At 40.1% G+C, this 25,439-nt stretch carries 32 protein-coding genes; 18 read left to right on the plus strand and 14 right to left on the minus strand.

Annotated features, from left to right (window positions below; translation table 11 throughout):
• Position 1: 1 nt before the first annotated feature.
• The 16 genes from G6W42_RS03190 (at position 2) to G6W42_RS10470 (ending at position 9,530) form a co-directional block, all read left to right on the plus strand.
• Positions 2-379, plus strand: a complete 378-nt coding sequence (locus G6W42_RS03190) for a hypothetical protein (RefSeq protein WP_194172933.1) — start codon at positions 2-4, stop codon at positions 377-379.
• Entirely contained in the window at positions 376-519 is a 144-nt protein-coding gene (locus tag G6W42_RS03195) for a hypothetical protein (RefSeq protein ID WP_194172934.1), read from the plus strand. Before G6W42_RS03190 ends, G6W42_RS03195 begins: the two co-directional genes overlap by 4 nt.
• Positions 506-1,594 carry a hypothetical protein gene (locus tag G6W42_RS03200; protein ID WP_194172935.1) on the plus strand — a complete coding sequence of 363 codons (1,089 nt, stop codon included), beginning with the start codon at positions 506-508 and terminating at the stop codon, positions 1,592-1,594. The genes G6W42_RS03195 and G6W42_RS03200 overlap by 14 nt, the downstream gene beginning before the upstream one ends.
• Before the next feature lie 8 nt (positions 1,595-1,602).
• Positions 1,603-1,944, plus strand: a complete 342-nt coding sequence (locus G6W42_RS03205; protein WP_194172936.1) for a hypothetical protein — start codon at positions 1,603-1,605, stop codon at positions 1,942-1,944.
• Positions 1,945-1,954: 10 nt separating this feature from the next.
• Positions 1,955-2,095, plus strand: a complete 141-nt coding sequence (locus G6W42_RS03210; RefSeq protein ID WP_194172937.1) for a hypothetical protein — start codon at positions 1,955-1,957, stop codon at positions 2,093-2,095.
• Positions 2,095-2,727, plus strand: a complete 633-nt coding sequence (locus G6W42_RS03215) for a DUF7338 family protein (protein WP_194172938.1) — start codon at positions 2,095-2,097, stop codon at positions 2,725-2,727. The genes G6W42_RS03210 and G6W42_RS03215 overlap by 1 nt, the downstream gene beginning before the upstream one ends.
• Positions 2,717-3,067: a hypothetical protein gene (locus tag G6W42_RS03220; RefSeq protein WP_194172939.1), complete on the plus strand. Its 351-nt coding sequence runs from the start codon at positions 2,717-2,719 to the stop codon at positions 3,065-3,067. Before G6W42_RS03215 ends, G6W42_RS03220 begins: the two co-directional genes overlap by 11 nt.
• Positions 3,048-3,296, plus strand: a complete 249-nt coding sequence (locus G6W42_RS03225) for a hypothetical protein (protein WP_194172940.1) — start codon at positions 3,048-3,050, stop codon at positions 3,294-3,296. The genes G6W42_RS03220 and G6W42_RS03225 overlap by 20 nt, the downstream gene beginning before the upstream one ends.
• A gap of 97 nt (positions 3,297-3,393) precedes the next feature.
• A complete protein-coding gene (locus G6W42_RS03230) occupies positions 3,394-3,762 on the plus strand; it encodes a hypothetical protein (protein ID WP_103602829.1) in 369 nt (122 codons plus the stop codon).
• Positions 3,759-4,310: a putative peptidoglycan-binding domain-containing protein gene (locus G6W42_RS03235; RefSeq protein WP_194172941.1), complete on the plus strand. Its 552-nt coding sequence runs from the start codon at positions 3,759-3,761 to the stop codon at positions 4,308-4,310. Before G6W42_RS03230 ends, G6W42_RS03235 begins: the two co-directional genes overlap by 4 nt.
• On the plus strand, positions 4,310-4,576 hold the full coding sequence (locus G6W42_RS03240) for a hypothetical protein (protein WP_194172942.1): 267 nt from the start codon (positions 4,310-4,312) through the stop codon (positions 4,574-4,576). The genes G6W42_RS03235 and G6W42_RS03240 overlap by 1 nt, the downstream gene beginning before the upstream one ends.
• Positions 4,566-5,216 carry a hypothetical protein gene (locus G6W42_RS03245; RefSeq protein ID WP_194172943.1) on the plus strand — a complete coding sequence of 217 codons (651 nt, stop codon included), beginning with the start codon at positions 4,566-4,568 and terminating at the stop codon, positions 5,214-5,216. The genes G6W42_RS03240 and G6W42_RS03245 overlap by 11 nt, the downstream gene beginning before the upstream one ends.
• Complete coding sequence (locus G6W42_RS03250; protein ID WP_194172944.1) at positions 5,213-7,105, plus strand: hypothetical protein; 1,893 nt, start codon at positions 5,213-5,215, stop codon at positions 7,103-7,105. Before G6W42_RS03245 ends, G6W42_RS03250 begins: the two co-directional genes overlap by 4 nt.
• 180 nt (positions 7,106-7,285) lie before the next feature.
• On the plus strand, positions 7,286-7,879 hold the full coding sequence (locus G6W42_RS03255; RefSeq protein WP_194172945.1) for an NAD(P)H-binding protein: 594 nt from the start codon (positions 7,286-7,288) through the stop codon (positions 7,877-7,879).
• A 9-nt stretch (positions 7,880-7,888) separates the two neighbouring features.
• Positions 7,889-8,953: a cation:proton antiporter gene (locus G6W42_RS03260; protein ID WP_242042686.1), complete on the plus strand. Its 1,065-nt coding sequence runs from the start codon at positions 7,889-7,891 to the stop codon at positions 8,951-8,953.
• A 145-nt stretch (positions 8,954-9,098) separates the two neighbouring features.
• Positions 9,099-9,530, plus strand: a complete 432-nt coding sequence (locus tag G6W42_RS10470) for a hypothetical protein (RefSeq protein ID WP_242042687.1) — start codon at positions 9,099-9,101, stop codon at positions 9,528-9,530.
• On the opposite strand, the gene G6W42_RS03265 is transcribed toward G6W42_RS10470, so the two are convergent.
• The 14 genes from G6W42_RS03265 to G6W42_RS03330 all read right to left on the minus strand — a co-directional run bounded on the left by G6W42_RS03265 (position 9,460) and on the right by G6W42_RS03330 (position 24,304).
• Positions 9,460-9,972 (minus strand): chemotaxis protein, encoded by a 513-nt coding sequence (locus G6W42_RS03265; protein WP_194172946.1) that lies wholly within the window; start codon positions 9,970-9,972, stop codon positions 9,460-9,462. The two genes, G6W42_RS10470 and G6W42_RS03265, sit on opposite strands and share 71 nt — an antisense overlap.
• A gap of 95 nt (positions 9,973-10,067) precedes the next feature.
• Complete coding sequence (locus G6W42_RS03270) at positions 10,068-12,182, minus strand: TonB-dependent siderophore receptor (RefSeq protein WP_194172947.1); 2,115 nt, start codon at positions 12,180-12,182, stop codon at positions 10,068-10,070.
• Positions 12,163-13,260, minus strand: a complete 1,098-nt coding sequence (locus tag G6W42_RS03275) for a PepSY domain-containing protein (protein WP_194172948.1) — start codon at positions 13,258-13,260, stop codon at positions 12,163-12,165. Before G6W42_RS03275 ends, G6W42_RS03270 begins: the two co-directional genes overlap by 20 nt.
• 1,034 nt (positions 13,261-14,294) lie before the next feature.
• On the minus strand, positions 14,295-14,540 hold the full coding sequence (locus G6W42_RS10475; RefSeq protein ID WP_242042688.1) for a tetratricopeptide repeat protein: 246 nt from the start codon (positions 14,538-14,540) through the stop codon (positions 14,295-14,297).
• A 197-nt stretch (positions 14,541-14,737) separates the two neighbouring features.
• Entirely contained in the window at positions 14,738-15,565 is an 828-nt protein-coding gene (locus G6W42_RS03285) for an ABC transporter permease (RefSeq protein WP_009295293.1), read from the minus strand.
• Positions 15,558-16,211 (minus strand): ABC transporter ATP-binding protein, encoded by a 654-nt coding sequence (locus G6W42_RS03290; RefSeq protein ID WP_194172949.1) that lies wholly within the window; start codon positions 16,209-16,211, stop codon positions 15,558-15,560. The genes G6W42_RS03285 and G6W42_RS03290 overlap by 8 nt, the downstream gene beginning before the upstream one ends.
• A gap of 9 nt (positions 16,212-16,220) precedes the next feature.
• Positions 16,221-17,120 carry a NapH/MauN family ferredoxin-type protein gene (locus G6W42_RS03295; RefSeq protein WP_103594759.1) on the minus strand — a complete coding sequence of 300 codons (900 nt, stop codon included), beginning with the start codon at positions 17,118-17,120 and terminating at the stop codon, positions 16,221-16,223.
• A 2-nt stretch (positions 17,121-17,122) separates the two neighbouring features.
• Positions 17,123-17,584: a c-type cytochrome gene (locus G6W42_RS03300; protein WP_194172950.1), complete on the minus strand. Its 462-nt coding sequence runs from the start codon at positions 17,582-17,584 to the stop codon at positions 17,123-17,125.
• A complete protein-coding gene (locus G6W42_RS03305; protein ID WP_194172951.1) occupies positions 17,581-18,132 on the minus strand; it encodes a c-type cytochrome in 552 nt (183 codons plus the stop codon). The genes G6W42_RS03300 and G6W42_RS03305 overlap by 4 nt, the downstream gene beginning before the upstream one ends.
• Positions 18,129-18,806, minus strand: a complete 678-nt coding sequence (locus tag G6W42_RS03310) for a 4Fe-4S dicluster domain-containing protein (RefSeq protein ID WP_194172952.1) — start codon at positions 18,804-18,806, stop codon at positions 18,129-18,131. The genes G6W42_RS03305 and G6W42_RS03310 overlap by 4 nt, the downstream gene beginning before the upstream one ends.
• Positions 18,799-20,055 (minus strand): nitrous oxide reductase family maturation protein NosD, encoded by a 1,257-nt coding sequence (gene nosD / locus G6W42_RS03315; RefSeq protein WP_194172953.1) that lies wholly within the window; start codon positions 20,053-20,055, stop codon positions 18,799-18,801. Before nosD ends, G6W42_RS03310 begins: the two co-directional genes overlap by 8 nt.
• On the minus strand, positions 20,048-20,803 hold the full coding sequence (locus G6W42_RS03320) for a cytochrome C (protein WP_194172954.1): 756 nt from the start codon (positions 20,801-20,803) through the stop codon (positions 20,048-20,050). The genes nosD and G6W42_RS03320 overlap by 8 nt, the downstream gene beginning before the upstream one ends.
• An 81-nt stretch (positions 20,804-20,884) precedes the next feature.
• Positions 20,885-23,473, minus strand: a complete 2,589-nt coding sequence (nosZ, locus tag G6W42_RS03325) for a Sec-dependent nitrous-oxide reductase (RefSeq protein WP_103608150.1) — start codon at positions 23,471-23,473, stop codon at positions 20,885-20,887.
• A 12-nt stretch (positions 23,474-23,485) separates the two neighbouring features.
• Entirely contained in the window at positions 23,486-24,304 is an 819-nt protein-coding gene (locus G6W42_RS03330) for a hypothetical protein (RefSeq protein ID WP_194172955.1), read from the minus strand.
• 417 nt (positions 24,305-24,721) lie between these two features.
• On the opposite strand from G6W42_RS03330, the gene moaC reads away from it, so the two are divergent.
• Positions 24,722-25,201: a cyclic pyranopterin monophosphate synthase MoaC gene (moaC, locus tag G6W42_RS03335; protein ID WP_194172997.1), complete on the plus strand. Its 480-nt coding sequence runs from the start codon at positions 24,722-24,724 to the stop codon at positions 25,199-25,201.
• On the plus strand, positions 25,173-25,439 hold the full coding sequence (locus G6W42_RS03340) for an HP0495 family protein (RefSeq protein ID WP_103651616.1): 267 nt from the start codon (positions 25,173-25,175) through the stop codon (positions 25,437-25,439). The genes moaC and G6W42_RS03340 overlap by 29 nt, the downstream gene beginning before the upstream one ends.

Below are 25,439 nucleotides of genomic sequence, written 5' to 3' on the forward strand. Positions count from 1 at the left end.
AATGCTTTGCACTGAAGCCAAAAAACATTTGAGCTTTAAAACGACAGCAGGGGTTAAGCTCCCTGCTGATGATATGCTTGGCTCGCTATTTTTAGAGGCTATGCTTTTTTGCTGTGATAAGTGTGTACCAAATGTGCTTATTAGAAAACATAGTAGTGAAAAAGTATATCGAAACATTGAAGGAAACTGCTTTATTTGTGTGCCAGATGTACCAAATTTTAGTAACGACAAAGAGCACTTGCAAATAGACGAGAGCTTGAGTTATGCAGTGATTAACTACGTAGCTTTTTTAATAAACAAAGACACTTACTACCGCACGCTAGCACTTGAAATAATAGCTGATTATAACGCAAATAATGGAGTGGAGTTTGGCATATGAGAGATTTAGAAAAAATAGAAGTTGTGGGATTGAAACTAAGCAATATAGACCTTTTGCAGTTTTTTAAGGATATGGCGAAATGTTTAAAAAAATGCAATGAAGCAATCAAAAAAGCAGGGATAAAAAATGGTAAGCATTGAAGAATTAAAGTTAGGGAATGAAACATTAGAGGCATTAAAATATCTACTCATAAATGTTAGTGAGCTTGAAGGTGAGCTAAAAACAATAGATATGGAAGAGCTAAGGCAAAACAATGTCTTGGCAAAAGAGCAAGCAAAAACTTTGCAAGACACCAAAAATATACTTGAGAGTATGGGGAGTGAAATTATAGAAAAAAGGGCTCAGCTTGACGTACTTTTTGATAGCTTTAATAAAGAGAAAGCAGACTTTGATGCAAAAAATAGAGTAATTTTAGAAAATTATCCTCTCATTGTTGCAACTGCTGAAAAAATAGACCAAATAAAAGAAAATTTAGCTGAAGCTAAAGAGGTTTTAGAAACTATAAAACCACTAGAACAAAAAACACAAAATGTTCTTAACGAGATAGTAAAAACTCAAGAAAAGCTCACCGAACTTAATGCTCTTAAAAAAAAGATAGAAAACCTCAGTGCTTTAGGGCTGATAAATGACACTCTTGTTGATACTGATCACACATATTCAAGCAGTAAGATAAATGAGTTAATAAATAGTACCTCACTATCTACCACTGCCAGTTTAAAAAGCTTTGTATCAAATGAAGTAAAAGTGTCAAGTAATGGGTTAAAAGAGAGTATAGCTTCTGCAAAAGCCGAAATGTCAAGCGATACTACGAGAAAAATAACATCACTAAAAGAGGTACTTGATGCCTCTATAAATACAAAGGCAAATAGTGGGGCTAGCTATCTAAAACAAGAGTGCGATGATAAATTTGCCAAGATCGATCAAGTCATAGGGGTAAATCAAACCACAAAAGTGGTGACAACACAAAGAGCCTTCAATATTTTTTATGAGAATACAACAGATAAAGTAATAGTGCTTTATATAGATGTATGGAATAATGGCGTTATCACACAACTAGCGCTTAATGTCACTATCGGATCCGCTACTCTCACATCATCAAACACGGCTACTACAACATCGGCAACGCACACAAACATAACCGTACTGATACCACCAAAAACAAGGTACAAAGTCACATCAAATGGGGCTCTTTACAGCTGGATAGAGCTTAGTTAGGAGGAAAAATGAAAAAATACAAAAATCAAAATAATGAAATTTATGCTTATGAAGATGACATAAGCAAAGAGATAATAAACCAAAGAGTAAAAGAGCTAGGACTAATACCAATAAGCGACGAAGAAGCAAGCAGACTTCTTGAACCAAAGATAGACGAGCAAGACAAGCAACTAGCCGAAATTGAAGCCGAGATCGCTGAGTGTGAAAACTATATCCGCCACGCTTTGATAATCGGCAACAACGCCGTACTTGAAAATCTAAGAAGCGAATATAAAGAGCTAATTGCAGAGCGTGAGAAACTAAACGAAGCAAGCGAGCCTATGACGGTAGCGCCGACAGATCATTTATAAGGGATAAAAAATGAGAGTAAAAATTAAAAGGTGCGAAATTTGCGCCAGCAGGATAGACAAAGATGGCAACTGCACTTGGGATGGGTGTCCCAAAAGTCCTAAATATAAAGAAAAAGAGCAAGAAAAACCAAAAGATAAAAAGGATGAGTGATGCTTAAATTTAAAGAGCTTTTGCAAATCCTAGCCATTATAGCCGTCGAGCTACCACTAGAGATACTTAGCTACATAGTAGTGCCTATCGCTCTAGCATTTTGCAATAAGCAAAGCGAACACTTGCCAAAGTGGGCTAGATACTTCGAGGACGCAAGCGACTACTACGACGGCATAAATTCAGCCATAAACGGCGATAGTGGCTGGTGTAAAGAACACTACCCAAACGGCAAAAATAGGACGTATTTTGCGCGTCTTTTGTGGCTATATAGAAACCGTATCGGCTACTTTTCAAGCAAAATAAACGGCGTAAAAGTGAGCGAGATAGATCCGTCAAGTGTAAGAGTGCAAGGCAATCCAAAAGTAACAAGCAACGGCGGAACGATAAGCGACTTTTGCAAAGTGACGCTAAAACTAAAGGACGGACGCACTCGTTTTGGACTTTACAAAACGATCCGCTACAAAGGCTTTTTAAGTGGCTTTTATTGCCGTATCTATCTAGGATGGAAGCTTATGGATATATGTGAGATGAACGAATACAACAAAGATACTTTTATGCAGCCAGACGACAAAGAGTATCTTAAGAGCGTATGGGCGATAAATCCATTTAAGAGGGTGCGAAATGAGCGATAAATTTTATATAGGGGCTATCTTGTTTTTGAGTTTTGTAGTTGGTGTGCTCTACTGGCTAAACAATAGCGCAGCGGAAAAAATCGACGAGCTAACCAAAAAGATAGCGCTAAAAGAGGCAAGTAATGCAGTAGTTGTTTCTAATTTGGAAACATGTAACGCCAAGATCGAGCTAGCCAACACAAGCCTAAAAGCTCTAAGTGTGCCAAAACAAGACGAGGCAAAGATAAAAGAGCGTGTTGCAACTAGGGTTATACGCGTAACAATGCCTATTAACCCTGCTGACTGCGAGGAAAAGCTAAATTTTTACGAAAGGCTACTCAATGAAGCTAATAGTAAGTAGCCTAATAGTGGCGTTTTTTATGGCTGGATGCGCTTCAAAGCCTGAAGTAATCGTAAAAACACAATATCAAGACGTATATGTGCCGGTGGCGTGCATTGAAAAGATGCCAACAAAGCCAAAGTATAGCCCTAGTGATTTACGAAGCGCAAAGGAGCTAATGGGCTACTTTTTAACATGCGAAGAACTTTTAAAAGGGTGTGTAAATGGAACGAATAATAAAGAAAACTAAAGCCTTTTGGCTTAATAAGATGGTCGTAATAGAAATAATATTATCCGTCCTAATAATGTATGTTTTTACCTATAAATTTTAAAAAAAGGACTGGGTAATGGATGATCTTATGGATAGGCTAGGCTTTTACTTTTGGGTGATAATAGTTGGCTTTGTGGGTGGTGTGTTAAGCATTGCAGGGGGCAACGCTAAGGTTGCAAGCGATGGCAAGGCTATCATAAATTTTTTCGTTGGCACTATTAGCTCGACTTTTATATGCTGGGTAGCTTACGAGACGGCTTTTTATTTTACTGGGAAAGGTAGCTTTAGCCTCGCAGTTGGTGGCTTTTTTGCTTGGCGTGGCACAGCTTGGGTTAGCGCCGTGATTGATAAAGCGATAGATAAAAAGATAGACAACTTAAGCGACAACAACTATGACTATCCGCCAAGACCCCCTCGTGACTACGATATAGGAGATGAAAAATGAACTACACACAAGCTTTTAATCTTTTAATGAGCTTAGAATTTAGTCGCCCTGAAAACGCACTACATAAAAACCCAAACGAAAAAGGCTTAACATTTATGGGTATCTATGAAGCAGCAAACCCAAGCTGGCAAGGCTGGGGGCAAGTTAGGGCGGCAATCAACGCATACGGCGATCTAAAAAAGGCTAGCGTCGCTTTGTATAACGACGATGCACTTGTAAATTTAGTGGCAAGTTTTTACAAGAAAACATACTGGGACGCTCTATGCCTAGATGATGTCAATAGCCAGCTAAAAGCAAATGAGCTTTTTTGCTTTGCAATCAATGTCGGAGTAAAAAGTGCCGTGCGTGTGCTTCAAAATATGCTGGGGCTGCAATGCGACGGCATAATGGGACAAGAAACGCTAAGGGCACTAAATAATTATAACGAACAAGCCTTTGATGTTGATTTTGATAGAGCAGAGATCGCCTATTATCGAAATTTAATAAGAAAAAACCCACGCCTTGGCGTATATGAGCGAGGTTGGAAGAATAGAGCGAGGAGTGTGTAATGGCTGAAAGAAATTTAGGCGACGAGATCGACGAAATCAAAACACAGCTACAAACAATTACAAATAAGATCAGTAGCATTGAAGCTGAAGCTATATCATTGCGAAGTTTTACAAACGACCTAAACAACACAATCAACGGCTTTTCATCAAGGATTAGACGAATAGAAACAAATGGCTTAAAAAGTGCCGTAAGCGACTTGCGTGATGATCTTGATTTACAAAGAATAAAAGTAACTAGACTGGAGAGAAAAGACAATGGACTTTAAAAACGCATATTTAGAAAGAACGAGAGAGTTATTAAAATTAAGCATTGGTGCTGATACACCATATCAAGAAACCCTAAAATATCTTGATGATTGTTTTGAAAAATACGAGATACCAAACCAGCACAGAATAAACGTGCTTTCTCAAATGCTTCCCCTTATTACAACACAATTTACTATTACAGCGATGCAAACTGGGCTTGAGCTAACACAGCAGGATTTGAGCTTTGAGTTGTCACTTAAAAACCTTGAAAAGCAAGCAGCTGCTATGGATGCAAACATTGAGGGCATAAAAGAGCAAACAAGAAACACTAAACTAAAAAATAATGAGCTAGAGGCTCAAGCAGCTGATAAACTAGAAAATTTAAAACAGCAGAATAATCTTTTACGCGCTCAAATAGCAAAACTAGCAAAAGAGCAAGCGCTAGCAGAGAGCCAACAACGTGCAGTAGATAGGCAAGTAATCGACAATAGAATAATCAAATCAATGTCAGTGCTTGGAAATTTCATCGCAGAAAATCAAGCTGGCGGAATGATAGTGCCGTCAGATATGACAAAATATCTATTTAATATGGTGCATGCTCTGATTAAAAATGATATAACAATCGAAGAAAACAACAACTTCATAATGACAAAGAAATGATCGGCTTAAGCGATATACTAAATTTAACAAACTCGGACACTGGCGACGACTATGAGTTTATGGCTGGTGGTCAGTTTGATTTTTATCAAGCAGGTAGTCTTGGTTACTCTGCTTTTAACACACCTTCGCCTGATTTAAGGAGTTTTTTTATCGCGCAAGCTGGCAACTTAAGCGGCGCAATAGTTGGGTTAAATGAAGACTTTGCCGAATACGTGCTAATGCCGATGATAATCGCCATAAATCAACCTGACTATGATACGAGTATAAATTTACTCTTAGACGGCGTAGAAGCAGTATCTAAAATAAAATTCTCTACTCCTAAAAACTCAAACAGAGATAATCGCTTTGGCAGAATAGACGGCAATGGCTTTGCTAGTTTGCAAAGAGGCGACTACACAAGCCTAAAAGAGTTTGTAAGCGAGCTAAGAAACGACAGCTATGCCGAAAATCTAGCTGAGGACGTCGGCAGGATGTATGGTGGCGTAGTAGGTCAAGCTTTGGCTGGCATGCTATATGATGGCATTGTAAATGGACGCTTTAACGCCATGAACGTAGCTGAGGCGATGTATCAAAATATGAAAAGCACACTAACCTCGGTCGCTATCCAAAACACACTTTCAGCACTTGGCACGACCATATCCCCACTTGGTATAGCTCCGATAGCTGGACTGATTAACGCCCTTATAACTGAAGTCTTTGAGATGGCGGTAGGGCTTGATAATAGTTTTGGTTTTGGTGGTGATCTAAACGCAGTAGTAGGCAACACTGCTTTTTATGATCGCCCTATGAGTTTTGGCGAGTTTATGCAAGATACGTTTAGCGGTTGGTTTGGCATACCTGATGCAGTGATAGGACAAACTGACTACAACGGCAACATAACTGGCGTGAGAGTTGGCAAACAACTATATGGATACAAAATGCAACAAACCTTTGATGATGCACTACATGGCAGACCTGGCACAAAAACACTAACTAGCCTTGATCCAGCAAGAGCAGCAATGCAAAATTTTGCACGCAATAAACTAGAGGGCATAAGGTCGCAAAGCTCGCTAATGACAAATATGCGCATGGATAGTCTAGGCAGGCTAAACTACGAGATAAACACTCGCACATCACTACAAAATGCAGGTTTTGATACAACGCTATCAGATGTGGCATTTAGTGCGACGCAGCAAATAACAAAATCATTGCTTGATAAAGTAGTAGCTTTTGATTTGAATGCCTTTAATATTGCGCCAGCTGGAGCGTCAGAAAGTGATCACACTAACGCCAGCACAACAGCTAGAGAAAACACATATACTGGCTCAAATGAGTGGGCAAACACTGCCACAAAACTTGCATCAATAATGAGAAATGGCGGCAATGGGCTTGGAGTGTCGGTTGATAAAAACGGAAATTTTAGTTTTTCAAATACTCCAGCAGGCAATATGGTAGAGGCAATGGGTTTGGTTGGCTTTGGTGGGGCTAAAATCGACTATGGGCTTGCTTCAAAAGTAGCTGCTGCCCTTGCTGCCGCAAAAACGGCTATCGAAAAACAAAAAGCAGCAGAAGCTGCCGCTAGTAAAAATGGAGGAAGTGGCGGCAATGGCAGAGGTGGTTATAGTGGTTTCGATGGAGGTTGGGGCGGCTTTTCAGATACACATTCTCACTATAATGGAGGTTTTGGTAATTTAAGTGGAGCTGGGCTTAGCGCTGCCGCAGGAAAAGCCTTTAATGGCGGACATAGCTCTTGGAGCGGGGATAAAAAACAAGCAGGTGGTCGTAGTGCTGCTAGCCGAGAAAGGCAAAGAGAAAAACACGGCTCTAGCTCTTCAAGCTCAAATAGTAGAGCTGGTGGCAGAAGCGCAAGAAGCAGAGAAAGACAAGCCAACAAAAATGGACGAAAATAAAATGGTATAATTCTTTAAAAATACACCAAATTTTAAAACAAAATATCTTTTTTGCTGACCTTTTGGCTGACTAATATTTTTAAAATAGCGTATAATACGTAGCAATAGTTGATTTTTCGAATCTCTCTCTACCCGCCATTTTTTAAACCTATCAAATTTACTTAGTTTTGATGGAGAGGTATGAAAATTTTACTATTGGGCGCTAGCGGAAGCCTCGGTGGCTACGTCATAGAGGAGCTCTTGCGCGTAGATGGCGTAAATTTACGTCTATATGCCAGAGATATCAAAAAGTTAGAAAAATTTAAAAGTGACAGCACCGAGCTAATACAAGGTGATGCCGAGGATGAGGCTAGGCTAGTAGAGGCTTTAAGTGGCGTAAATGCCGTATATGCAGGGCTTGCTGGCTCCCTTGAGATGATGGCTAGCACGCTAGTTAGCGCCATGAAAAAGTCTGGGGTCAAAAGGGTGGTTTGGATCACCTCTTATGGCATTTACGCTGGTGAAGTCCCTAGCGGCGCGCGCGCTCCAAGCTCATACATAAACTCAGCCAAGATCATAGAAAACTCCGGCCTTGACTACACGCTGATACGTCCGCAATGGTTTAGCAAAGCCGATGAGATAGACTACGAGGTCACGAGCTTGGCAAAAGGTGAGAAATTTAAAAACGAAAATGCCCAAATTTCAAGAAAATCTATCGCAAATTTGGTCAAAGGATGCCTAGTTGATAGCTTTGGCATAAAAGATAGCCTAGGCATCAATAAAAAAGAAATTTAAAGGACAAAAATGATCGAACATTTACTGCTATTTTTTGCACTGCTAGCTATCATCATCGCTTTGGTGATGGTCTCAAACCGCCTAAAGATCGCCTATCCCGTGCTTTTAGTTTTTGGCGGTCTTGCCATTAGCTTTGTGCCAAATTTACCAAGTATCAAGATCGATCCCGAGCTTATTTTCATCATATTTTTGCCGCCACTTCTTTATGAGGCTGCGTGGGCAAACTCGCTAAAAGAGCTCTTTAAATGGCGCCGTATGATCGGCAGTTTCGCCTTTATTGTGGTTTTCATAAGCGCAGCAGCTGTTGCTTTGATAGCAAATTTAGTGATCCCTGGCTTCTCGCTCGCCCTAGGCTTCATGCTAGGAGCTATCGTCTCGCCACCAGACGCGGTGAGCACGGCAGCTATCCTTAAATTTGTCAAAGCCCCGCGCAGGATCAGCGCTATTTTGGAGGGTGAGAGCCTTTTAAATGACGCCTCCTCGCTCATCATCTTTCGCTTCGCCGCAGTTGCAGTGACGACTGGGCAGTTTGTCTGGTACAAGGCCACAACGACCTTTTTATGGATGGTGGCTGGTGGCGTTTTAGCGGGTCTTGTGGTGGCGCTTGCGGCATATTTTTTACATAAAATTTTACCGACTGATGAAAACAGCGACACGATAATGACGATCACTACGCCTTATATCATGTATATTTTAGCTGAGGAGCTTGGAGCTAGCGGCGTTTTAGCAGTGGTTTGTGGCGGACTTTATCTCTCTACTAAAAGAAATGAAATTTTCACCGCTTCAACAAGGATCCACGCGGTGCCAGTTTGGAACAACTTTATTTTCTTGCTAAACGGCCTTGCCTTTACCATGATCGGCCTTGATCTGCCTGAAATTTTAGCATGGCTAAAGCGCAGCGGCGTCTCGCTCTTTGAGGCGGTCTCTTACGGCGTTTTGGTCACTGCCGTGCTCATCGTTATCCGCCTCATGGCATCTTATGGAGCCGTTTATATCACGATGTTTATGAAGCGCTATATCAGCGTGGCGGACGATCGCAACCCTGGTAAAGCAACGCCGTTTATCGTTGGCTAGGCTGGCATGAGGGGCGTAGTCTCACTGGCTGCAGCACTTTCTATCCCCGCTATGGCTGGTAGCGAGCCATTTCCGCATAGAGACCTCATCTTGTTTATCACCTTTGTTGTGATCTTTGCTAACGCTCGTAGTTCAGGGCTTAAGCTTGCCACTGCTCATCAAAAGTGTGAAATTTCCAGACTTTAACGACCATATGCCAAATGAGCTTGCAAGGATCAAGATCAAAAAGGCAATCGCCGAGGCTTCGCTTAAATTTAAAAAAGAGAAATTTGTGGGCGATGAGCATTTCTTATTTCAAAAGCTTGAAGAGGTTTGGAATTTCGAGCTTGAGAGTGAAAATTTTGAGATCAGCGACGAGAAAAGACAGAGGTATTTTAAAATTTTAGAGGAGCAAAGAAAGGCGCTTTGTGAGCTCAACAAAGACCCAAAGATCGACGAAGAGGTCATTAGGACATTTTATATCACATCGACCTTGAGGAGCAGAGGTGGCGTGCGCATAGCGAGCACTAAAATTTTCTTCCGACATTGCAACTTACCGCACCGCAAAATCTCTTGCCAAATTTGGCCTCGACGATGAGCACGAGCACGAAAAATATCTTCTCATCGTTCATACGCGCGATCTGACGCAAAGTCTGGCTAGCGTCATTAAATTTAACATCATTTTCGCGCAAACTCTTACAAAACAGGGCCTCATCAAAGCCAAGCATGCGTGAAATTTCACTGATGCTGTAAGGCTCAAGCGAGGCGATGATGCGGTCCATGTTGCAGATCGTTGGATTTTTGCGGTGCGTGGTGACATCGATCATCTCATTTATGAGCTTTACTAGCTTTCTTCTGCGGTTAAAAAGGTGCAAGATCGCTGCGAAAACGATCAAAGCTCCTGCAAATTTGTGCGCGCTCATCATCCACTCACTATAATCACCCATGGCGAAATTTAGCCCAGTAAATGCAAGCAGGCAGATCCCACAGGCAAGAGCACAGACGATACAAAATTTATATATCACTTCCACTTTTAGCAATGCAAATTCCTTAGTTTTTTGAAATTATACACCTACTATGCAAAAAATGAATGGCGCCAACTATAAATTTAGCTGGCGCATTAGAGTAAATTTAGCTAAAACTTATAGTTAAAGCTAAGATTAAAGGTGCGTGGGTCACCATAAACCATCTTGTTTGCACCAATGCCCTCATAGTATTTTTTATTAAAGAGATTGTCGATATTTAGCTGCACGTCAAAGTTTTTAGCAAATTTATATCCAAACATCAAATTTGCCAAGGTGTAGCCCTTTTGCGTGATCTCTCTTGCGCCTTTGCCGGTGTAAATTTTACTCTTATACATAGCCCCGGCTCCTACTCTAAAGTCCCTAAATTCATACTTTGCAAATAAATTTGCCGTGCTTCTTGATGAGTCGGTGGCATACTTCTCACCTTTAGCATCTTTTGCGTTAAAGTGCGTTGCACCAAAGCTTAGGCTTAAGCCTTTAGTGATCTCGCCGTTTAGATCTAGCTCGACACCCTTACTTGTCACGTCCTTGCCAGCTTCATATATGTCGGCATTTGTCGCTGGATTTTTCTTGCCAGTCTTTATGCCAAGCTTGTCTTGCACGATCTTAAAGACGCCAAGACTTGCTTGAAGCGCCCCGTCAAAATACTCGCCTTTTATGCCCACTTCATAGTCCTTGCCTTGGATCGGATCTAGGTATTTATCATTTGCATCTTTTACGGTTTGGGGTTTAAATATACTCGTGTAGCTAGCATATAGAGTGTGGTTTGCTCCGATGTCGTAAGTGACGCCAAGATATGGTGTGATCTCATTTGTGAAATTTCTATTGCCTTTGCCGCCCTCTACCTCGTATTTGTAGTAGCTCACCCTAGCACCTAGCAAAAATTTAAGCTCATCGGTGATTGATAGTTTATTTGCCGCGTAAAATGCCTTTTGTATCGTTTTGTCTTTATTGTTTTGATCTTCGTAAGGTAGCTTTGGATCATCAAGGTGTAAATTTTTAAAGTCTATCCTACTTCTTGCCGTATAAGCAAGCCCAGCTGGTGTGGTCTTTTGTAGCCAGTAGCTACTTACCTTATCGCTACTTTTTTGATAGTTGTTATACATCGCGCCAAAGACAAACTCATGAGATAAATTTGCTAGCTCGTATGGGATATTTGCGTATGCATCTACGTTGTGGATATTCTCCTCTCTTTTGTTTGCATAAACGCTAAGATCACCTATGTTGCCGGTGTCATCTAAATTTACCGCTCCGCCGTAGTAGAGTAGATTTGAGTCAGTGTTTGCTCGTCTAAATGAGTAGCTTAAATTTAAGCTCGCTTCATTTTCAAAGTAGTGCTTAAAATCAGCGTAAAAATCAAGTGTTTTTATATCCCATCTCGTCCAAGGCTGAGAGAAAATTTCACTTTTGCCAAAATTTGTCCTAGAGCCATCTGTATAAAATGCCGGCATACCGCCCCATCTAATGCCGTGGCGTTTTAGCTCTTGATAAAACGCACCAAGACTAAGCCATGAGCTATCGCCTATGTCGCTATCTACGACGCCATAAATTGCGCTATTTTTGCGGTTGTAATAATCCATATAAGAGTGCGACTTCTCATGCATAAATGAAAGCCTCGCTCTGACGCTTCCACTCTCATTTACAGGCGTTTGCACATCGCCATTTACGCCGTATCTATCGTATGAGCCAGCACTTACACCAAAGCTGCCTTTTAGCTCCTTTGAGTCTGCCCTTTTTCTTATGAAATTTAAGCTTGCAGCTGGGTTACCGGCGCCTGCAAGTAGGCCGTTTGCCCCTTTTACCACCTCAACTCTCTCATAAGGCAGCAAGCTCATATCATTTGCACCAAGGCTAAAGCCGCCAAAGCTAGGCATCGAATCAAGTAAGTAATAATCTATCGCAAAGCCACGAGCCGTCGGATATACGCGCTCGTCCCATTTATTTAGCGTAATGCCAGGGACATTTCTAAGAAGTACCTGATAGTCTTTGATGCCTTGATCTTTTAGTCTAGCCTCTGTTAGCACTGTTAGTGATTGGGGCGTTTGACGAGAGGTTAAATTTAGTCTAGTTGTGCTTTTTACAAGCTCTTTTGCAAAGTAGTTTGCGTCGTCTCTTCGCTCGCTCTCCACGACATCGACCGCTTCTAAAACCTTCTCATTTTCACTAGCATAAATTTGAGGCAACGCCAAATTTAAAGCAACTAAGCTAAGTAAAATTTTTTTCATTTTTTCTCCTTTTAAATTTTCTAAACCACAGATAAAGCCCTGAGATACTCAAAACTAACGGCGAGATACCTACTATAAACCAGATAAATTTTGTAGTTTGGTTGTAGTTTCCAAAGTGCGATCTTCTAAAGGCCGAGAGGATTTTCTCGCTTAAATTTGCATTTTTTATGTCTAGGACGCTAACTAGCTTGCCACTATCTTTGTCGTATGTGATCACGCTTGAGTATTCGTTATGCACGAAACTTTGCCATATCACGTAGCCAAAGATGCGGATATTTGCCCCTTGCATGAAAGGCAGCGAGATGAAGTGTGGCTCGAAGCCTTTGATGTCCTTTTTTGAACGAGCCACCAGCTCATCAAGGGATAAACTTTTGTTGTAAATTTTTGCATCTATCACAAAGTCATTTTTAAACTCTGGTGTGCGTGCCATCTGGAATTCCCACCAAGCGCCACTTATGCAAATGAGCAGTAAAACTGGCGTGCAAAAAATTCCTATTATCTTGTGAATGTCGTTCATGAAAACATTTAGCCCATTTACGCGCAGTCTAAGCAGAGTTAGCCAAAATTTACGGTAAATCACAAAGCCGCTAATGCAGATAAAAAATGTAAAAATAGCTGTTAAAAAGAGGATAATGTTTCCACTTTTTTCAAGAAGAAGCTCCTCATGGATATGCGTCAAAACTCCGAAAAATCCCTCATCATGAGCAAGTGGCTCGCTCTTTATCTTGCCACTAAAAGCATCAAAATAGATAAATTTCCACTCTTTTTTGCTGTCGTTATGCTCGATTAGCCAAATTTTGTCACACTTTTTAGGGTCTGCATCGATATTTATACCAACCATCTCGTAGCCGCCGAGCTCACCCGTGATGATATCTCTTATCTCATCAAAGCTAATCCTTTTGTTTAAATTTTCTTTGTTTAAATTTGCGTTTACGATATTTGGGATAAGAAGGTTGTTTAGCTCGTCTTTATAAACGAGGATCGCACCGCTAAAACAAACTACAACAAGCGGGATAAAAAAGAGAAGCGACAAATATGCGTGCATCTTGTAAAAAAGCTTTAAATTTAAAAATTTCACCTCTCTAGCCACCTTTTAAAAGTTAGTCTTGATAACAGCTCGCAATTTTATAAGATTTTTGCTTTTATAATTTTTAAAACTATTATCAAAATATAATTTTAAAAAGAAAGTGAAGTTTGTAAAATTTGAGCTTAGGATGGTAAAAAATTTGATTTAAAAAGATAGACAACTCCTCTTTGTGTAAGCGGAAAAGCCAGAAAAGGGGGAAGCAAAGTCTTAACCGCTACAAAAAGGAGGGTCCGTTTAGGACATTGAAATGTTATTATTTAAATATAAATTTTAATGAAATCTTTAGTTAATAAAAAAGAAATTCTACGTAATACTATAGCTAATTACTACATTTAGGCATTTGCGAATAAAATTCCTCTTTTTAAAATGTCAAAATATATGCTTTGTATAAAATTAAAATTAACATTTTAAATTTTATTATGTTTAAACGTGTTTTATTCAAAAGTTCTATCAAATTTTAAAATTTACAAGCGAGCATACACGGCTCTAAATTTAGTAGCATGTTAAGGCGGGTGAGTAAGATTTTAAAATTTGTCATAATTTTCTAACCAAAACGCATGCAGTGCGCAAGCACCATTGCATGCCACTTCTAACGTTGTCGGGGTTAGGGGATTGTTAAGGGGGAAGGGAGCTCTTTTGCTTTGCAAGCTAGCAACTGCAAGCAGAGCGTAATTCAAGCCTCTTTCCCCTTAACAAGAAAAACAAACATTTAAATTTGTTTAGATTGCTTTGCAAATTTTAAATTTTCACTCACTCGCAAGAATTGACTACTAAAATTTGGCTTCGCTTACCGCTTAGCTCAAATTTTAGAGCCGAAATTACTCGTTCATGAAATTTTAAAATTTGAGAAATTGCTTCGTTATACATATAAATTTAAATTTCAGACAAATTTTAAAATTTGCAAAAAAGCTCAATTAAATTTATAAATTCTAATTCTTAGGCACGAGCTCTAAGACATTGCAAGCTCGTTTGCTGCCCATCTTGCAAGCTTTATCAAGGGCATTTGCAGATAGATCAAAGCTCTGCTATACGCCGTTTCCTTGCAGATATTTTGTAGCTAGCTCGTAGCAAGCTTCACTGCTACCATTTTCACAAAGCGACTTAAAGACTTCGTAAGATTTAACCAGATCTTTTTCAACGCCAAGACCTCGCCCTAGCATGTCAGCATATAAAAAGCAAGAAGTTTTATCTTTGTTTTCGCACTCGCTTGAAAGCTTTTTAGTAAAGCTTTCGCAAGCTTTTGCGTCACTTTTGTTGATGCAGTTTTGCATATTTTCATCCCAGTTTGCGCTTAGAGATAAAGCAGCAAAGGCTAAAAATAAAATGGATTTTTTTATAAATTTCCTTAAGAAGATAAACCCCCTTGGGGGAAAGGGGGTCATTACAAAAAGGAGGTTTCTTGTTGGACAAGTGGAATAATACAAGCCTCGTCTAAATTTAAAACCAACTCTTATTTAACAAAAAACAATCAAACAAGATCTCTCTTGCTAAAGCCCAAATAGCCGCAAACTAGCAAGATCGCACCAAGCACCAAAGGATAGATGATCGCATAAGCTACGAAGGTCGCTTTAGAAAATGTGCCTAAGATAAAGTAAGACGCAGTGCCTATGACTGCTAAATTTGGATCAAATAGGCTAAGGGCAGCTATCCTAAAAAGCTCGATCGGATTTAACATCGCGATAGAGTATATGACATACTCATCAACTGAGCTTCGCATAAGCAGCCCAATAAGCGCTAGGTCGATAAAAGCTAGCATGATAAGCCAGAGCAAAAACGCCACGCCTTGGCCTGTTTCTTGGTTTTTGATAAGGCTTGAGATGAAAAAGCCAAGCGATAAAAAGACGATACTTAGGCTAAAAAGCAGCCCAAAGTAAAGCACTAGCACGCCCCAAGGTATCGACACGCCCTTTATAAAGCCAACCACCACGCAAAGCAAAAGCGAGAACAAAAGCGGCACAAAAACGACAAATGTCCGCCCAAGTGCCTTGCCAAAGTAGTACTCTTTAAGGCTTAGCGGGAAGCTTAGTACGTATTCAAGCAGGTTTGTATCTCTGTCTTGATTTATACTTCTAACGGTTGAAATAAGGATAAATATCGGCACGATGATGACGCAAATTTGTATAAACAAAAGTAGCGCCCTTGTTAGCCCAGAAAAGCCAAGCACGCGCGAGTCGGTCACTCCGCTAAATAAAAATCCTATCATCAAAGCAGAAAAAAGAAGCGCATAGATCGCAAACCACCTTGAGCGAAACGACTCTTTGACGTCTAGCTTTGCTATTAAAAAAAGGTTATTCACTCTTGCTCCTTAAATTTTCTTCTTTGATGATCTTGCCAAGGTCCATATAGACGCATCTATCAAGCAAATGAGCGATCTCATCTATGCGGTGTGAGATAAAAACTAGTGTCTTTTTTTGCGTGAAGTTATCGAGCAAATTTTTAAAAGACTCCCTTGCTTTCACATCTAAATTTGCCGTTGGCTCGTCAAACATCAAAATTTCACTATCTTTGGCAAATGCGATGGCTATTAGCATCTTTTGCTTCATACCGCCAGAGAGCTTGTAAAACGACTTGTTTAAATTTGCGTGCAGATCAAGCTCTAAAAGCTTGCTAAATTTCTCTATCTCTTCAAATTTGACATTTGAGCTTTTGCAGACAAACTCGCAAAGCTCACGCAGGCTAAATTTAAGCGGTGGCGGGGTTTGGGGCACAAATGAGATAAATTTCAGTGCCTCTTTTCTATCTTTTAGAGTATTTACGCCATTTATCGCGACACTTCCGCTATTTGGCACAAACTCGCCCAAGATGATACGCATGAGCGAGCTTTTGCCAGCTCCGTTTTGCCCAAGTATCGCTATCTTTTCGCCAGCTTTTACATTTAGACTGACGCCATCAAGTATCTTTTGTGAGCCAAAAATTTTCGTTACTTCTTTTATATCTATCAAAAAATTTCCTTATATGAGTTTCTTAAAGCCGTTGTCAAATTTAAGCGCATCTTGGTGGCACACGTCGATACACCTACCACAAAGCGTGCAGTCAGCCCCAGCTATCCTAAAGAGGTTTTTACTATCATCAGTTTTCGCCCCCTTTTTTGTCATAAAAAGCACGTGTGGCACTAGGCAAACATCGGTGCAAACTAAGCAGTGATCGCACTTTTCTTTATCCCAGCTGACCTTTATCGCATTTGGTTTAGCCAGTAGCGAATAGGTCGCTCCAACAGGGCATACATACCTGCACCATGCCCTGCGTGAAAAGAAAATTTCAACCACAAGCATGGCTACAACTAGCCAGATAGCGTGAAAGTAGCCATAGATGATAAATCTTGAAAATATCCCAACGACGTTAAAAATTTCAAAGACAAGACTTGAGCTAGCAAAGCTAAGAGCCAAAAATAAAATGGTAAAAGCGTATCGCCATTTTGTGTCAAAAACTCGCGGTTTTACTATCTTTTTGGCACGCAAATTTTCATGAATTTTCTCAGCTATCTCGCTTATAAGTGAGTATGGGCAAACCCACGAGCAAAAGCCCCTGCCACCAAAAATGATGTAAAAAGCTAAGATACTAAGCGAGCCTATTAGTAAATTTACATGAATTTCATGCGTTGCCAAAAAGACTTGCAAGCTCATAAAAGCATCTGCTAGGTGAAAGCCAAGTATCCTTGAGGCGCTGATGTCGCCCTCTAAAATTTGCACATCGACCCTGTAAGAGAGCACAAACAAAAGATGAACTAAAACGATGGTGAAAATGCGCCAAAAACGTATGCTAGGGCGCTTTTTGCCATCTTTTGTAGTCGTTATTAGCGTGCTTAGAAAGCTTACGTTTCTAACGGTCGCACGAACGTTATATTTATCCATTTTTACTTTTTAAATTTAGAAATTTCATCAGCAAGGCTGTTTAGATCGCTGTCGCTAACGTTTGTAAGCAGTCCCTTCATAAGCGTGTTTTGCACCTTGCCAGCCTTGTAATCAGCCAGTTTTTTAAGCAGATCCTCTTTGCTTAGATGAGTGATATCAGGCGCTACGACGCCCTTGCCATTTGCGCCGTGACATGGTGCACAAGAGGTTAGGTATTGCTTGCTAACGCCCTCATTTTGCGTCTTAGCCACGCTTAGGCTTAGCTCTTTTACCTTTTTTAGCTCATCTTCGCTGGCAAATTCCTCGCTAGATTTTGACTGCTGCTTTGTGAAATTTTGCTCCACTTTTGGCTGAACGCTAGCTTCTACTTTCTCCTTTTTAGGCGGAGTTTGGCTTAGCATAAACACCATGATGCCACATATCAGCACCGCTAAAATGATCGTTATGATTTTTCCGATTTTCATTGTTTGCTCCTAAACTGCGCATTAAAATCGCTTATCTCTTTTGCTAATTTTCTAATCTCACTCTCATCCATCTTTTTAACAAGATCACGCATTAGCACATTTACCTTCTCTTTGTTTTTATAAGCGTTTATCATCTTATAAATTTCATCCTCGCTCTTTGTTAGAAGAGATGGTCCGATGATGCCATTTGCATAGTCGTCGTGGCAGGCCGAGCACTTAGTGATGAAGTCTTTGCTAAGTCTGCCCTTTATAAGCCTTAAATTTATAGTTTGAAGCGGGCTTTTTACCATGGCAAGCGCTCCGATCTGGCGGCTTACGTTGTTGTCTTCAAGACCAAATTTGACGCTTTTTTCGCCGTGCATATCGTATTTTATAAATTCATTTTGCTTATTTGCGCTCTCGTTGTTTTCATTTTTTTCGACCTTTATGCTAGCACTTGTCGCTACCTTTGCGCCTTGCTCACTGGCAGCCTTTTGCGCTTTGTCCTCACTCTTTTCACAGCCGACAAATAACAACGCAGCAGCTATTAAAGGTATTATTGCTCTCATTTTTTCTCCTTGTAAATTTCATCATAACTCATCTTTGGGGCGATATTTATTATCTTTACTGGGCAGACCTCAGCGCAAACCCCACAACCAACACAGCCATTCTTTATTAGTGGTAAATTTGTCTGGCTCATCACTATCGCGCTATCGCCAACTGGACAAAGCGTGACGCAAAGATCGCAAATTTGACCGATCTTGCCTTTTTCTTTATCTTTTAGCGCCTCTTCTCTGTCGTTATAGGCTTTGCGATCAAGTAGATGCTTAACGCTAGCTTCACTTAAATTTTCTCTTTTCAAGCTCAAACAGGCCGCCGTGTCACTTAAAACTGCAACGCCCATTTTGACATCACCCACGACCTTTGTGGCGTGATCGAGCGCACCGCTAGGACAGGCTAGCACGCATGGGAAAAGATCACACAAGTAGCAGCCTCGCTCTTTGGCATCGATGTGAGCTGAGCCACTTGAGTAGCCATCTTCTATATCAAGTAAATTTATACTGTGATAAGGGCAGACTTGCACGCACTGACCGCATTTTACGCAAAGATCATCAAAGTCATCAACAGCACCTGGTGGTCTAAGATAGAGCTTGTCGCCACTACTTTTTGGCAAAAACTTGCCTATAGCGTATCCAGCCACTGCTGCGGCTGAGCCAATTATCATAAAATTTCTTCTATCCACGTTTCGCCTTTAATGCGTTGAAATTTGAAGCATCGAGCGGTTTTATCCTAGGCGAATTATCTTCAAGTAGCTTTATCGGCTCAGAAAATGGAGCGAGTTTGGCTAAGAAATTTAAGATGCTAAAGACGCTTGAGCCGTAGAAAAACTGCAAATTTGGATAGTATTGCCAAAGCTGATCGATATATGAGAGATACAAAAATGGCGTATCGCCGTAGCCATCTTTATCTCTATCAAAGCTCTCATACTCATCATAATAATTCTTGCTCCACCTATTTAAAAGCATCTTTTCGCCTGGAGTGTCATTTACGACGATGTCCATGTTGCCGATGAAGTCGTTGTTTTCAAAGATGCTTGTGCCTTGCGTAGCGTGAAAATAGACGCCAACCACGTTGTGCAAAATTTTATTGCCTATAAAATTTATAGTTGAGCCTGGCTGAAACGGCGAGTTATCAAGCAAGATGCCACGCGCGTTATAGACAAGGGTGTTGTTTTCTATCGTAAAGTCAGACACGTCCTTTAGTCCGATGCCGATGCCAAAAGCGCCATCACTATCCATAACTAGGTTGTTTTTTATATTTGAGCCAGCCGAATACATAAAAAACATACCGACAGCGTTGCCTATAAATTCGTTATTTTCGACTAAATTTTGATTAGCATACATAAAATGCAGTGAATATCTGCTGCCAACTGCCTTGTTGCTTAGAAATTTATTGTGACTTGCGTACCATGCGACCATGTCACGGCTGTCACGGATATTGTTGTGCTCGATCAAATTTTCATGGCTATACCAAAGTCTCACCGCATCGCCTCTAAAGCCAAGGCTAGCGCCCTTTTTTGAGGTGATGTTGTTTTCAGTGATCTTTGAGCTACTGCACTCTTTAAAATCAATCCCAAAAAGCACGTCGCTTATGTCGTTTTTAGAAATTTCTACGTTATTTGCCTTGTCACAGCCTATGCCAGCGTCAAGCTCGCCAAGGTCGTTGCCACTGCCACTTATCTTTAAATTTTTAAGTGTCACATTTGAAGCTATGATCTTTATAACGCTGCCTTTGCCGCTCCCTTTTATATGGGCATTTTTGCCCTCACCGATTATGCTAAGAGGCTTATTTATCGTTATACCGCCTTCATAAACAGCGTCCCCTAGCTTTATCACATCGCCAGGACTAGCGTTATTTATCGCATCTTGAAGGACGTTTGCAAAGCCAAAAAGTGGCAAAAAAGCAAGGGCAAATTTACAAATTTTACGCATTTAGCTCTTTTTTCTTTGAAAAGACCGCAAGTATGCAAAGCACGCTCATGACTATCATCATCCAAAAGCCGATAGTTGGATATGAGTGTGTTGTAAAGTGCGCCACGCTACCATCGCCTAAGACTGTTGGCATAAATGGCTTAATCTTAAATGCACCCCACTCTTGCATATTGTGTCCGTACCAGTATAGCCAGCCCACAAATGCACTCATAAATAGCACAGGTGCTATGATGGTTGGCACCATGAGAAGCGAGTTAAATTTACCGTCATAGTATAAAAATGCAAGCATGCAAAGTGTGGCGATAAGTAGATAATAAGGCGCGATAGCTCGCTCTACATTGCCGCCATGCTCCATAGGATACATGCCGATGTAGTGGTTTATCGTATTCATCTCGTGCACGTCGCCACTATATCCATCTACGTGAAAATATACTGGGATGCCATCTGGAAAGGCTGCCTTTGGATAGTTTGGCGCTTCAAGAGATACGTACCAGATAGGAAAAGATGGCGTGCCAATCTCTGCTTTTTGCTCGATCATCTTATGAAGATCACTTGCCACCTCTTTTGGCAAAAGGTGGTTTTTATACTGAAAAGAGCTATAAAGATCGTAGATAGTGTAGCTATAAGATGGTAGCTCGTCGCCGTTGGCTATACGCTCTTTAGCTCCATGCCAGCCAAGAACTGGTAGAGTAAAACAAACGCTCATAATGATTAGTGCAACAATGGTATAAATTTTATATTTACTCATAATCTCTCCTTTAAATTTTAAAATTTAGCCTAGCAAAAGTTAAATTTTAAAATTTAAAAGGGGCAAAAATGCCCCTTAAAACTACATACCTGCGTTTTCGTCTATCCATTTTAGATACTGGATGATATTTTTGATCTCTTCGTCACTCATATGCTGATTTGGCATTCTAAGTTTAAAGAAGTCGATCATCGCTTTAACATAGTCATCGTTATAGAATTTAGCAGGATCTTTGATGAAGTCTGCTACCCATTTTTCGCCATTTTCATGTCTTAGTAAGACGCCAGTTAGGTCTGGACCTGAGCTTACTTGACCGATGACGTGGCAGCCATTACAACCGCCTTTTAGATAAGCCTCTTCACCTTTTGCAGCAGCTGGGCTCATCGGAGTTGCGATCTCTTTTGCTAGGTTGTTTTTAGCTCTTAGACCAACGTCAGCAGTTTTTACCATGTATTGCCATACTTGGTACTCCCAAAGGATAGCGCCATTTACGTCGCCTTTTTTGTAAGCTTCGTCAGCTTTAGCTTTTACCTCTTTGATGTGGCCGTATTGATCAAGTGCGTCATCAACCAAAGCTTTTACTTTTGGATATTTCTCATAATGTTTCTCTTTTAGATATTTAACAACCTCTTGGATAACATCATCAGTTGCTTTGTTAGTTGCGATTACTTTGTCGTACTCAGCTTTTAGAGCCTCTGGACTTAGAGTTTTTAGCTTGCTATTTTTTGCAGATTCATATTTTTTATTTGGATCTTTAACAAGCAAATAACCCATCATCTCAAGGTGAAGTGCTGAACAAAACTCGGTGCAGTAGTATGGGAAGACGCCTTCCATATCAGCTACGAAATTTACTGAAGCAGTTTTGCCAGGCTCTAGTGAAGCGTGGATGTTGTAAAGGTCGATGCCAAAGCCGTGAGTCTCATCTTGCGCGCGCTCTAGGTTTGTTAGGTGGATAGTTACATTATCGCCTTTATTTACCTCGATGTGTTCTGGGTTGATGTGACTTCTGATCATTGTTGCATAGACAGTTACGTTTTTGCCGTTTCTCTCAACTCTTTCTTGACCAGCTAGAGTTGCAAATGGGCTAGCCTCGCCTGTTCTTGAGTTTGTACCCATGTTGTAAGTAAGCGCTGGAGTTAGCTTGCTAGCAGCTATTGAAACAACATCGTGTGGCTCACCAAGTGGGATTGGCATATCGTAGATTAGCTCCATTTTTGGACCATTGATGTCTATTAACTGGTGGTTTTGTGGATGGAGTGGGCCAACTGGGTTGAAGCGATCGATTGAAAGTTTATCAAGTGCGATTGCATATTTGCCAACTGGTTTTGCTGATTTGCCCTCCATTGTGTCAAGGTGACCGATGTTGTAATGAACATTTACTTTATCAAGCACTTTTAAATTTTTGTAGTCCCATTTTACGATTTGACTATCAACGTAAAGTGAAGTATAGACTACACCATCTTGTGAGTCAAATGATGTATGCAGTGGTCCAAGGCCAAGTTCGACTTGTCCATGCATTGTCTTTTCTCTATCTAAGATAGGTATGCCGTATGGGTCAGTGCCAGCGTACTCTTTTTTGTCGATTAGCTCTTTGATCTTTTTAAAGTCATAAACTGATGCGTGAGTATCAAGCTTACCACCAACGATGATGTATCTGCCATCTGGTGTTACGTCACAACCGTGTGGGCTCTTTGACTCTGGGATTAAAAATAGTGCTCCAGCTTTAACAGCAGCCTCTATCGTGATCACTCTGTGACCATTTACAACTTTGTAGTTTTTCTTATCCTGTGCAAGTTTTTCTAAAATTTGCCAGTTATAAACATGTAAGAAGTCAGTATCATTTCTACTAGCACCTGCCTCAAATGGAGGAAGACCTTTTTCGATACCACCTGTATACATCTCGCTATTTATTGAGTTTGTAAAGCCCCAGCCGTAGCTCTCACCCTTACCAGCGTCGCTTAGGTCTTGCCAGTATGGAGGAAGCTCAAGTGAGAAAGATGCTTTCTCGTCAATCTTGCCTTTTGGATAGTCAAATTTCCAAAATGTCACAGCGCCTCTATAGACAGCTTCGTAGTCGTCCATTGAGTGATAGTTATCATCAAGTGGAGCTGCGTACTGGCTAGCTTCGATGACATACTCGCTGTTTGGAGTGATGAAGCTACCGCCGTGCTCACTCTTCATGATAGGGTTTACGACCATTTGAGTTGTCTCAAAGTCTTTTAAATTTATAACAGCAATCCTTGGGTTTGCTTTGTCGTTGATAAATAGATAATCACCAACATACTCACCATTTTTCTCAGTGAAATTTGGGTGGTGCGTATCGCCCCAAGTTATCTCTTTGCCCCTGATGTTGCCTTGTTTTAAAACAGCTTTTGACTCATCGTCATAGCCATATCCTTGCCAAGGCTCTGGGGTGAAAACGCCGATGTATTTGTAAATTCTCATCGACGGAACGCCATAAACTAACACTTGACCACTCTGCCCGCCAGATGAAAAGACGATGAAATCATCTTTTTTACCGCTTGGCTGGTAAGTCTTAGCAGCTGCAAGGACATCTTTTTCGCTTAGCCCGCGCTCTTTCATGACTTTTTCAAGGTCACTACTAGCAGCACAAGCAGCAGTTAAAGATAGCCCAAGCAGTGCAGCACTTGCGACACAAAATAACTTTTGCATTTACTCTCCTTTTTAAAATGAATTTATCTCTAAACTCTTTGTCTTATTGCCTAGATCCACACCAACAAGCACATTTTTATCTATAAAAATTTCTTTTATCTCGCCACTAAAAAGCTCTTTTTTGCCCTTTAGCTTAAAGCTTTTGTCAAATTTATAGATCACTCCGTCCTCGCTAGCTACCAAAACCTCATCTCCCGCGCAAGCAAGAGCTGAAATTTTAGATCTTAAAACTTGCTTTTTAGCTCCACTTTTAAGATCTAAAATTTCTCCGTTTTTAAAGCCTATGAAAATTTCATCATCGCTAAATTTACAAGCGCTCACTGGCGCAAAGCCAATGCTTTTTTGCTCTTTTGCGTTAAGCTTGCTATCAAGCAAAAACGCCTTGCCATTAAAGCTAGTAAAAAACACTCCCTCACCAAGCGGTAAAAAGCTAGAAATTTTATAAATATTGTTAAAATTTTTTGATATAAATTTTTTAGAACTCTTGTCAAAAATAGCGATCGTTACGATATTTGCCATATCGCAAGCGACGTAAATTTTCTCTTTTTCTAGCAAGATATTTGAAACCTTACAGCCAACATTTGGCAGAGCAAATAAAAATTCCTTCTCGCTAGCTACCTTTACGATCTCGTTGTTTAAATTTGCAACGTAAAAAGAGCTCTCATCAAAAGCACATCTTTGATCTTTGTAAATTTTCTCCTTTAAGCCTAGGCTTTTTGTCTCGCCATCTTTTACAAAGATGATGTTTTGACTATTTTCATCGACGAAACAGCCCTTACCCTCGGCAAAAAGCGCTATCAAAGACAAGCTAAGACATAGCAGAAATTTCATTATCTAGGTTGCTTTCATCGTAAATTTAAAATTTGTAAAAACTATACAAGCATAACTCTTAAAAGCAAATTAGCGATTAATTTACTTTTTTAAGCATTTAAAGAAAAATATCAATAATTTTTTTTAAATTTTGCCATTTACAATAAATAGACTTTGGAATTTAATGGATAGAAATATACTTTTGATAAAATTTATTATCTATAAAAATTCGTATTTTAGGTATATTCTGCATTAAAATTTAAATTATAAATATTTTTTTAAAAAAATTATTTAAATTAGATAATTATATTAAGAAATGAAAAATCGCTCTTGCGTTTTGAGCGAAGCTTAAATTTTAGCTTTTTGATATTTTTTTGCTTAAATTTGCTGATAACTTAAATTTGCTTAAATAGGCTATAATCCCCAAAAAAAGGAGAGATAATGCTAACGCATTTAGATGAAAAAGATCGCCCAAAAATGGTCGATGTAAGTCCAAAAGATCCAACTAAAAGAGTAGCAACTGCTAGTGGGATCATCAAAATGAGCAAAGATGCTTTTAAAGCGATCAAAGAAAACACCGGCAAAAAAGGTCCAGTCATCCAAACAGCCGTTGTCGCTGCGATAATGGGTGCTAAAAAGACAAGCGAGCTAATACCTATGTGCCATCCGCTAGCCATTTTGGGCGTGGATTGTGACATCGAGGAGCTGCCTGAAATTTGCGCTTTTAAGCTTTTTGTAAGCGTCAAAATAGAGGGTAAAACAGGCGTTGAGATGGAGGCGCTAACAGGTGTAAGCGTGGGGCTTCTTACCATTTATGACATGGTAAAAGCCATAGATAAGAGCATGCAGATAGATAACATCGTGCTAGAGAGCAAAACAGGAGGCAAAAGTGGCGAGTATATGCGATCTAAACAATAAAAAGGCAAAAATCGACTACCCAACACACTGGGAGTATAAAGTGATATTTGACGCTGGCGTAAATGCCGAAGAGAAAGTAAAAGAGATAGTAAAAGATAGAGAGTTTAAGCTAGTTTTTTCTAAATTTAGCAAGGATAAAAAATACGCTAGCTACGATCTAGCCGTATTAGTTTTAAGCGAAGAGGAGAGGCTGGAGATATTTTCAGCGCTAAAACACGAAGCAAAATACGTTTTATAA

It is taken from the genome of Campylobacter concisus (assembly GCF_015230015.1).
In the GTDB taxonomy this organism is placed as follows: Bacteria; Campylobacterota; Campylobacteria; order Campylobacterales; family Campylobacteraceae; genus Campylobacter_A; species Campylobacter_A concisus_AF.

What these genes read in the sequence shown, in the direction of transcription:
- G6W42_RS03300 (WP_194172950.1), bottom strand. Translation starts at nt 17,584, where the DNA reads ATGAAAATCGGAAAAATCATAACGATCATTTTAGCGGTGCTGATATGT.
- G6W42_RS03245 (WP_194172943.1), top strand. Translation starts at nt 4,566, where the DNA reads ATGGACTTTAAAAACGCATATTTAGAAAGAACGAGAGAGTTATTAAAA.
- G6W42_RS03295 (WP_103594759.1), bottom strand. Translation starts at nt 17,120, where the DNA reads ATGGATAAATATAACGTTCGTGCGACCGTTAGAAACGTAAGCTTTCTA.
- nosZ (WP_103608150.1), bottom strand. Translation starts at nt 23,473, where the DNA reads ATGCAAAAGTTATTTTGTGTCGCAAGTGCTGCACTGCTTGGGCTATCT.
- G6W42_RS10475 (WP_242042688.1), bottom strand. Translation starts at nt 14,540, where the DNA reads ATGCAAAACTGCATCAACAAAAGTGACGCAAAAGCTTGCGAAAGCTTT.
- G6W42_RS03320 (WP_194172954.1), bottom strand. Translation starts at nt 20,803, where the DNA reads ATGAGTAAATATAAAATTTATACCATTGTTGCACTAATCATTATGAGC.
- G6W42_RS03260 (WP_242042686.1), top strand. Translation starts at nt 7,889, where the DNA reads ATGATCGAACATTTACTGCTATTTTTTGCACTGCTAGCTATCATCATC.
- G6W42_RS03225 (WP_194172940.1), top strand. Translation starts at nt 3,048, where the DNA reads ATGAAGCTAATAGTAAGTAGCCTAATAGTGGCGTTTTTTATGGCTGGA.
- G6W42_RS03270 (WP_194172947.1), bottom strand. Translation starts at nt 12,182, where the DNA reads ATGAAAAAAATTTTACTTAGCTTAGTTGCTTTAAATTTGGCGTTGCCT.
- G6W42_RS03250 (WP_194172944.1), top strand. Translation starts at nt 5,213, where the DNA reads ATGATCGGCTTAAGCGATATACTAAATTTAACAAACTCGGACACTGGC.
- G6W42_RS03330 (WP_194172955.1), bottom strand. Translation starts at nt 24,304, where the DNA reads ATGAAATTTCTGCTATGTCTTAGCTTGTCTTTGATAGCGCTTTTTGCC.
- G6W42_RS03230 (WP_103602829.1), top strand. Translation starts at nt 3,394, where the DNA reads ATGGATGATCTTATGGATAGGCTAGGCTTTTACTTTTGGGTGATAATA.
- G6W42_RS03210 (WP_194172937.1), top strand. Translation starts at nt 1,955, where the DNA reads ATGAGAGTAAAAATTAAAAGGTGCGAAATTTGCGCCAGCAGGATAGAC.
- G6W42_RS03220 (WP_194172939.1), top strand. Translation starts at nt 2,717, where the DNA reads ATGAGCGATAAATTTTATATAGGGGCTATCTTGTTTTTGAGTTTTGTA.
- G6W42_RS03190 (WP_194172933.1), top strand. Translation starts at nt 2, where the DNA reads ATGCTTTGCACTGAAGCCAAAAAACATTTGAGCTTTAAAACGACAGCA.
- G6W42_RS03255 (WP_194172945.1), top strand. Translation starts at nt 7,286, where the DNA reads ATGAAAATTTTACTATTGGGCGCTAGCGGAAGCCTCGGTGGCTACGTC.
- G6W42_RS03195 (WP_194172934.1), top strand. Translation starts at nt 376, where the DNA reads ATGAGAGATTTAGAAAAAATAGAAGTTGTGGGATTGAAACTAAGCAAT.
- G6W42_RS03240 (WP_194172942.1), top strand. Translation starts at nt 4,310, where the DNA reads ATGGCTGAAAGAAATTTAGGCGACGAGATCGACGAAATCAAAACACAG.
- G6W42_RS03200 (WP_194172935.1), top strand. Translation starts at nt 506, where the DNA reads ATGGTAAGCATTGAAGAATTAAAGTTAGGGAATGAAACATTAGAGGCA.
- G6W42_RS03215 (WP_194172938.1), top strand. Translation starts at nt 2,095, where the DNA reads ATGCTTAAATTTAAAGAGCTTTTGCAAATCCTAGCCATTATAGCCGTC.
- G6W42_RS03205 (WP_194172936.1), top strand. Translation starts at nt 1,603, where the DNA reads ATGAAAAAATACAAAAATCAAAATAATGAAATTTATGCTTATGAAGAT.
- G6W42_RS03305 (WP_194172951.1), bottom strand. Translation starts at nt 18,132, where the DNA reads ATGAGAGCAATAATACCTTTAATAGCTGCTGCGTTGTTATTTGTCGGC.
- G6W42_RS03235 (WP_194172941.1), top strand. Translation starts at nt 3,759, where the DNA reads ATGAACTACACACAAGCTTTTAATCTTTTAATGAGCTTAGAATTTAGT.
- nosD (WP_194172953.1), bottom strand. Translation starts at nt 20,055, where the DNA reads ATGCGTAAAATTTGTAAATTTGCCCTTGCTTTTTTGCCACTTTTTGGC.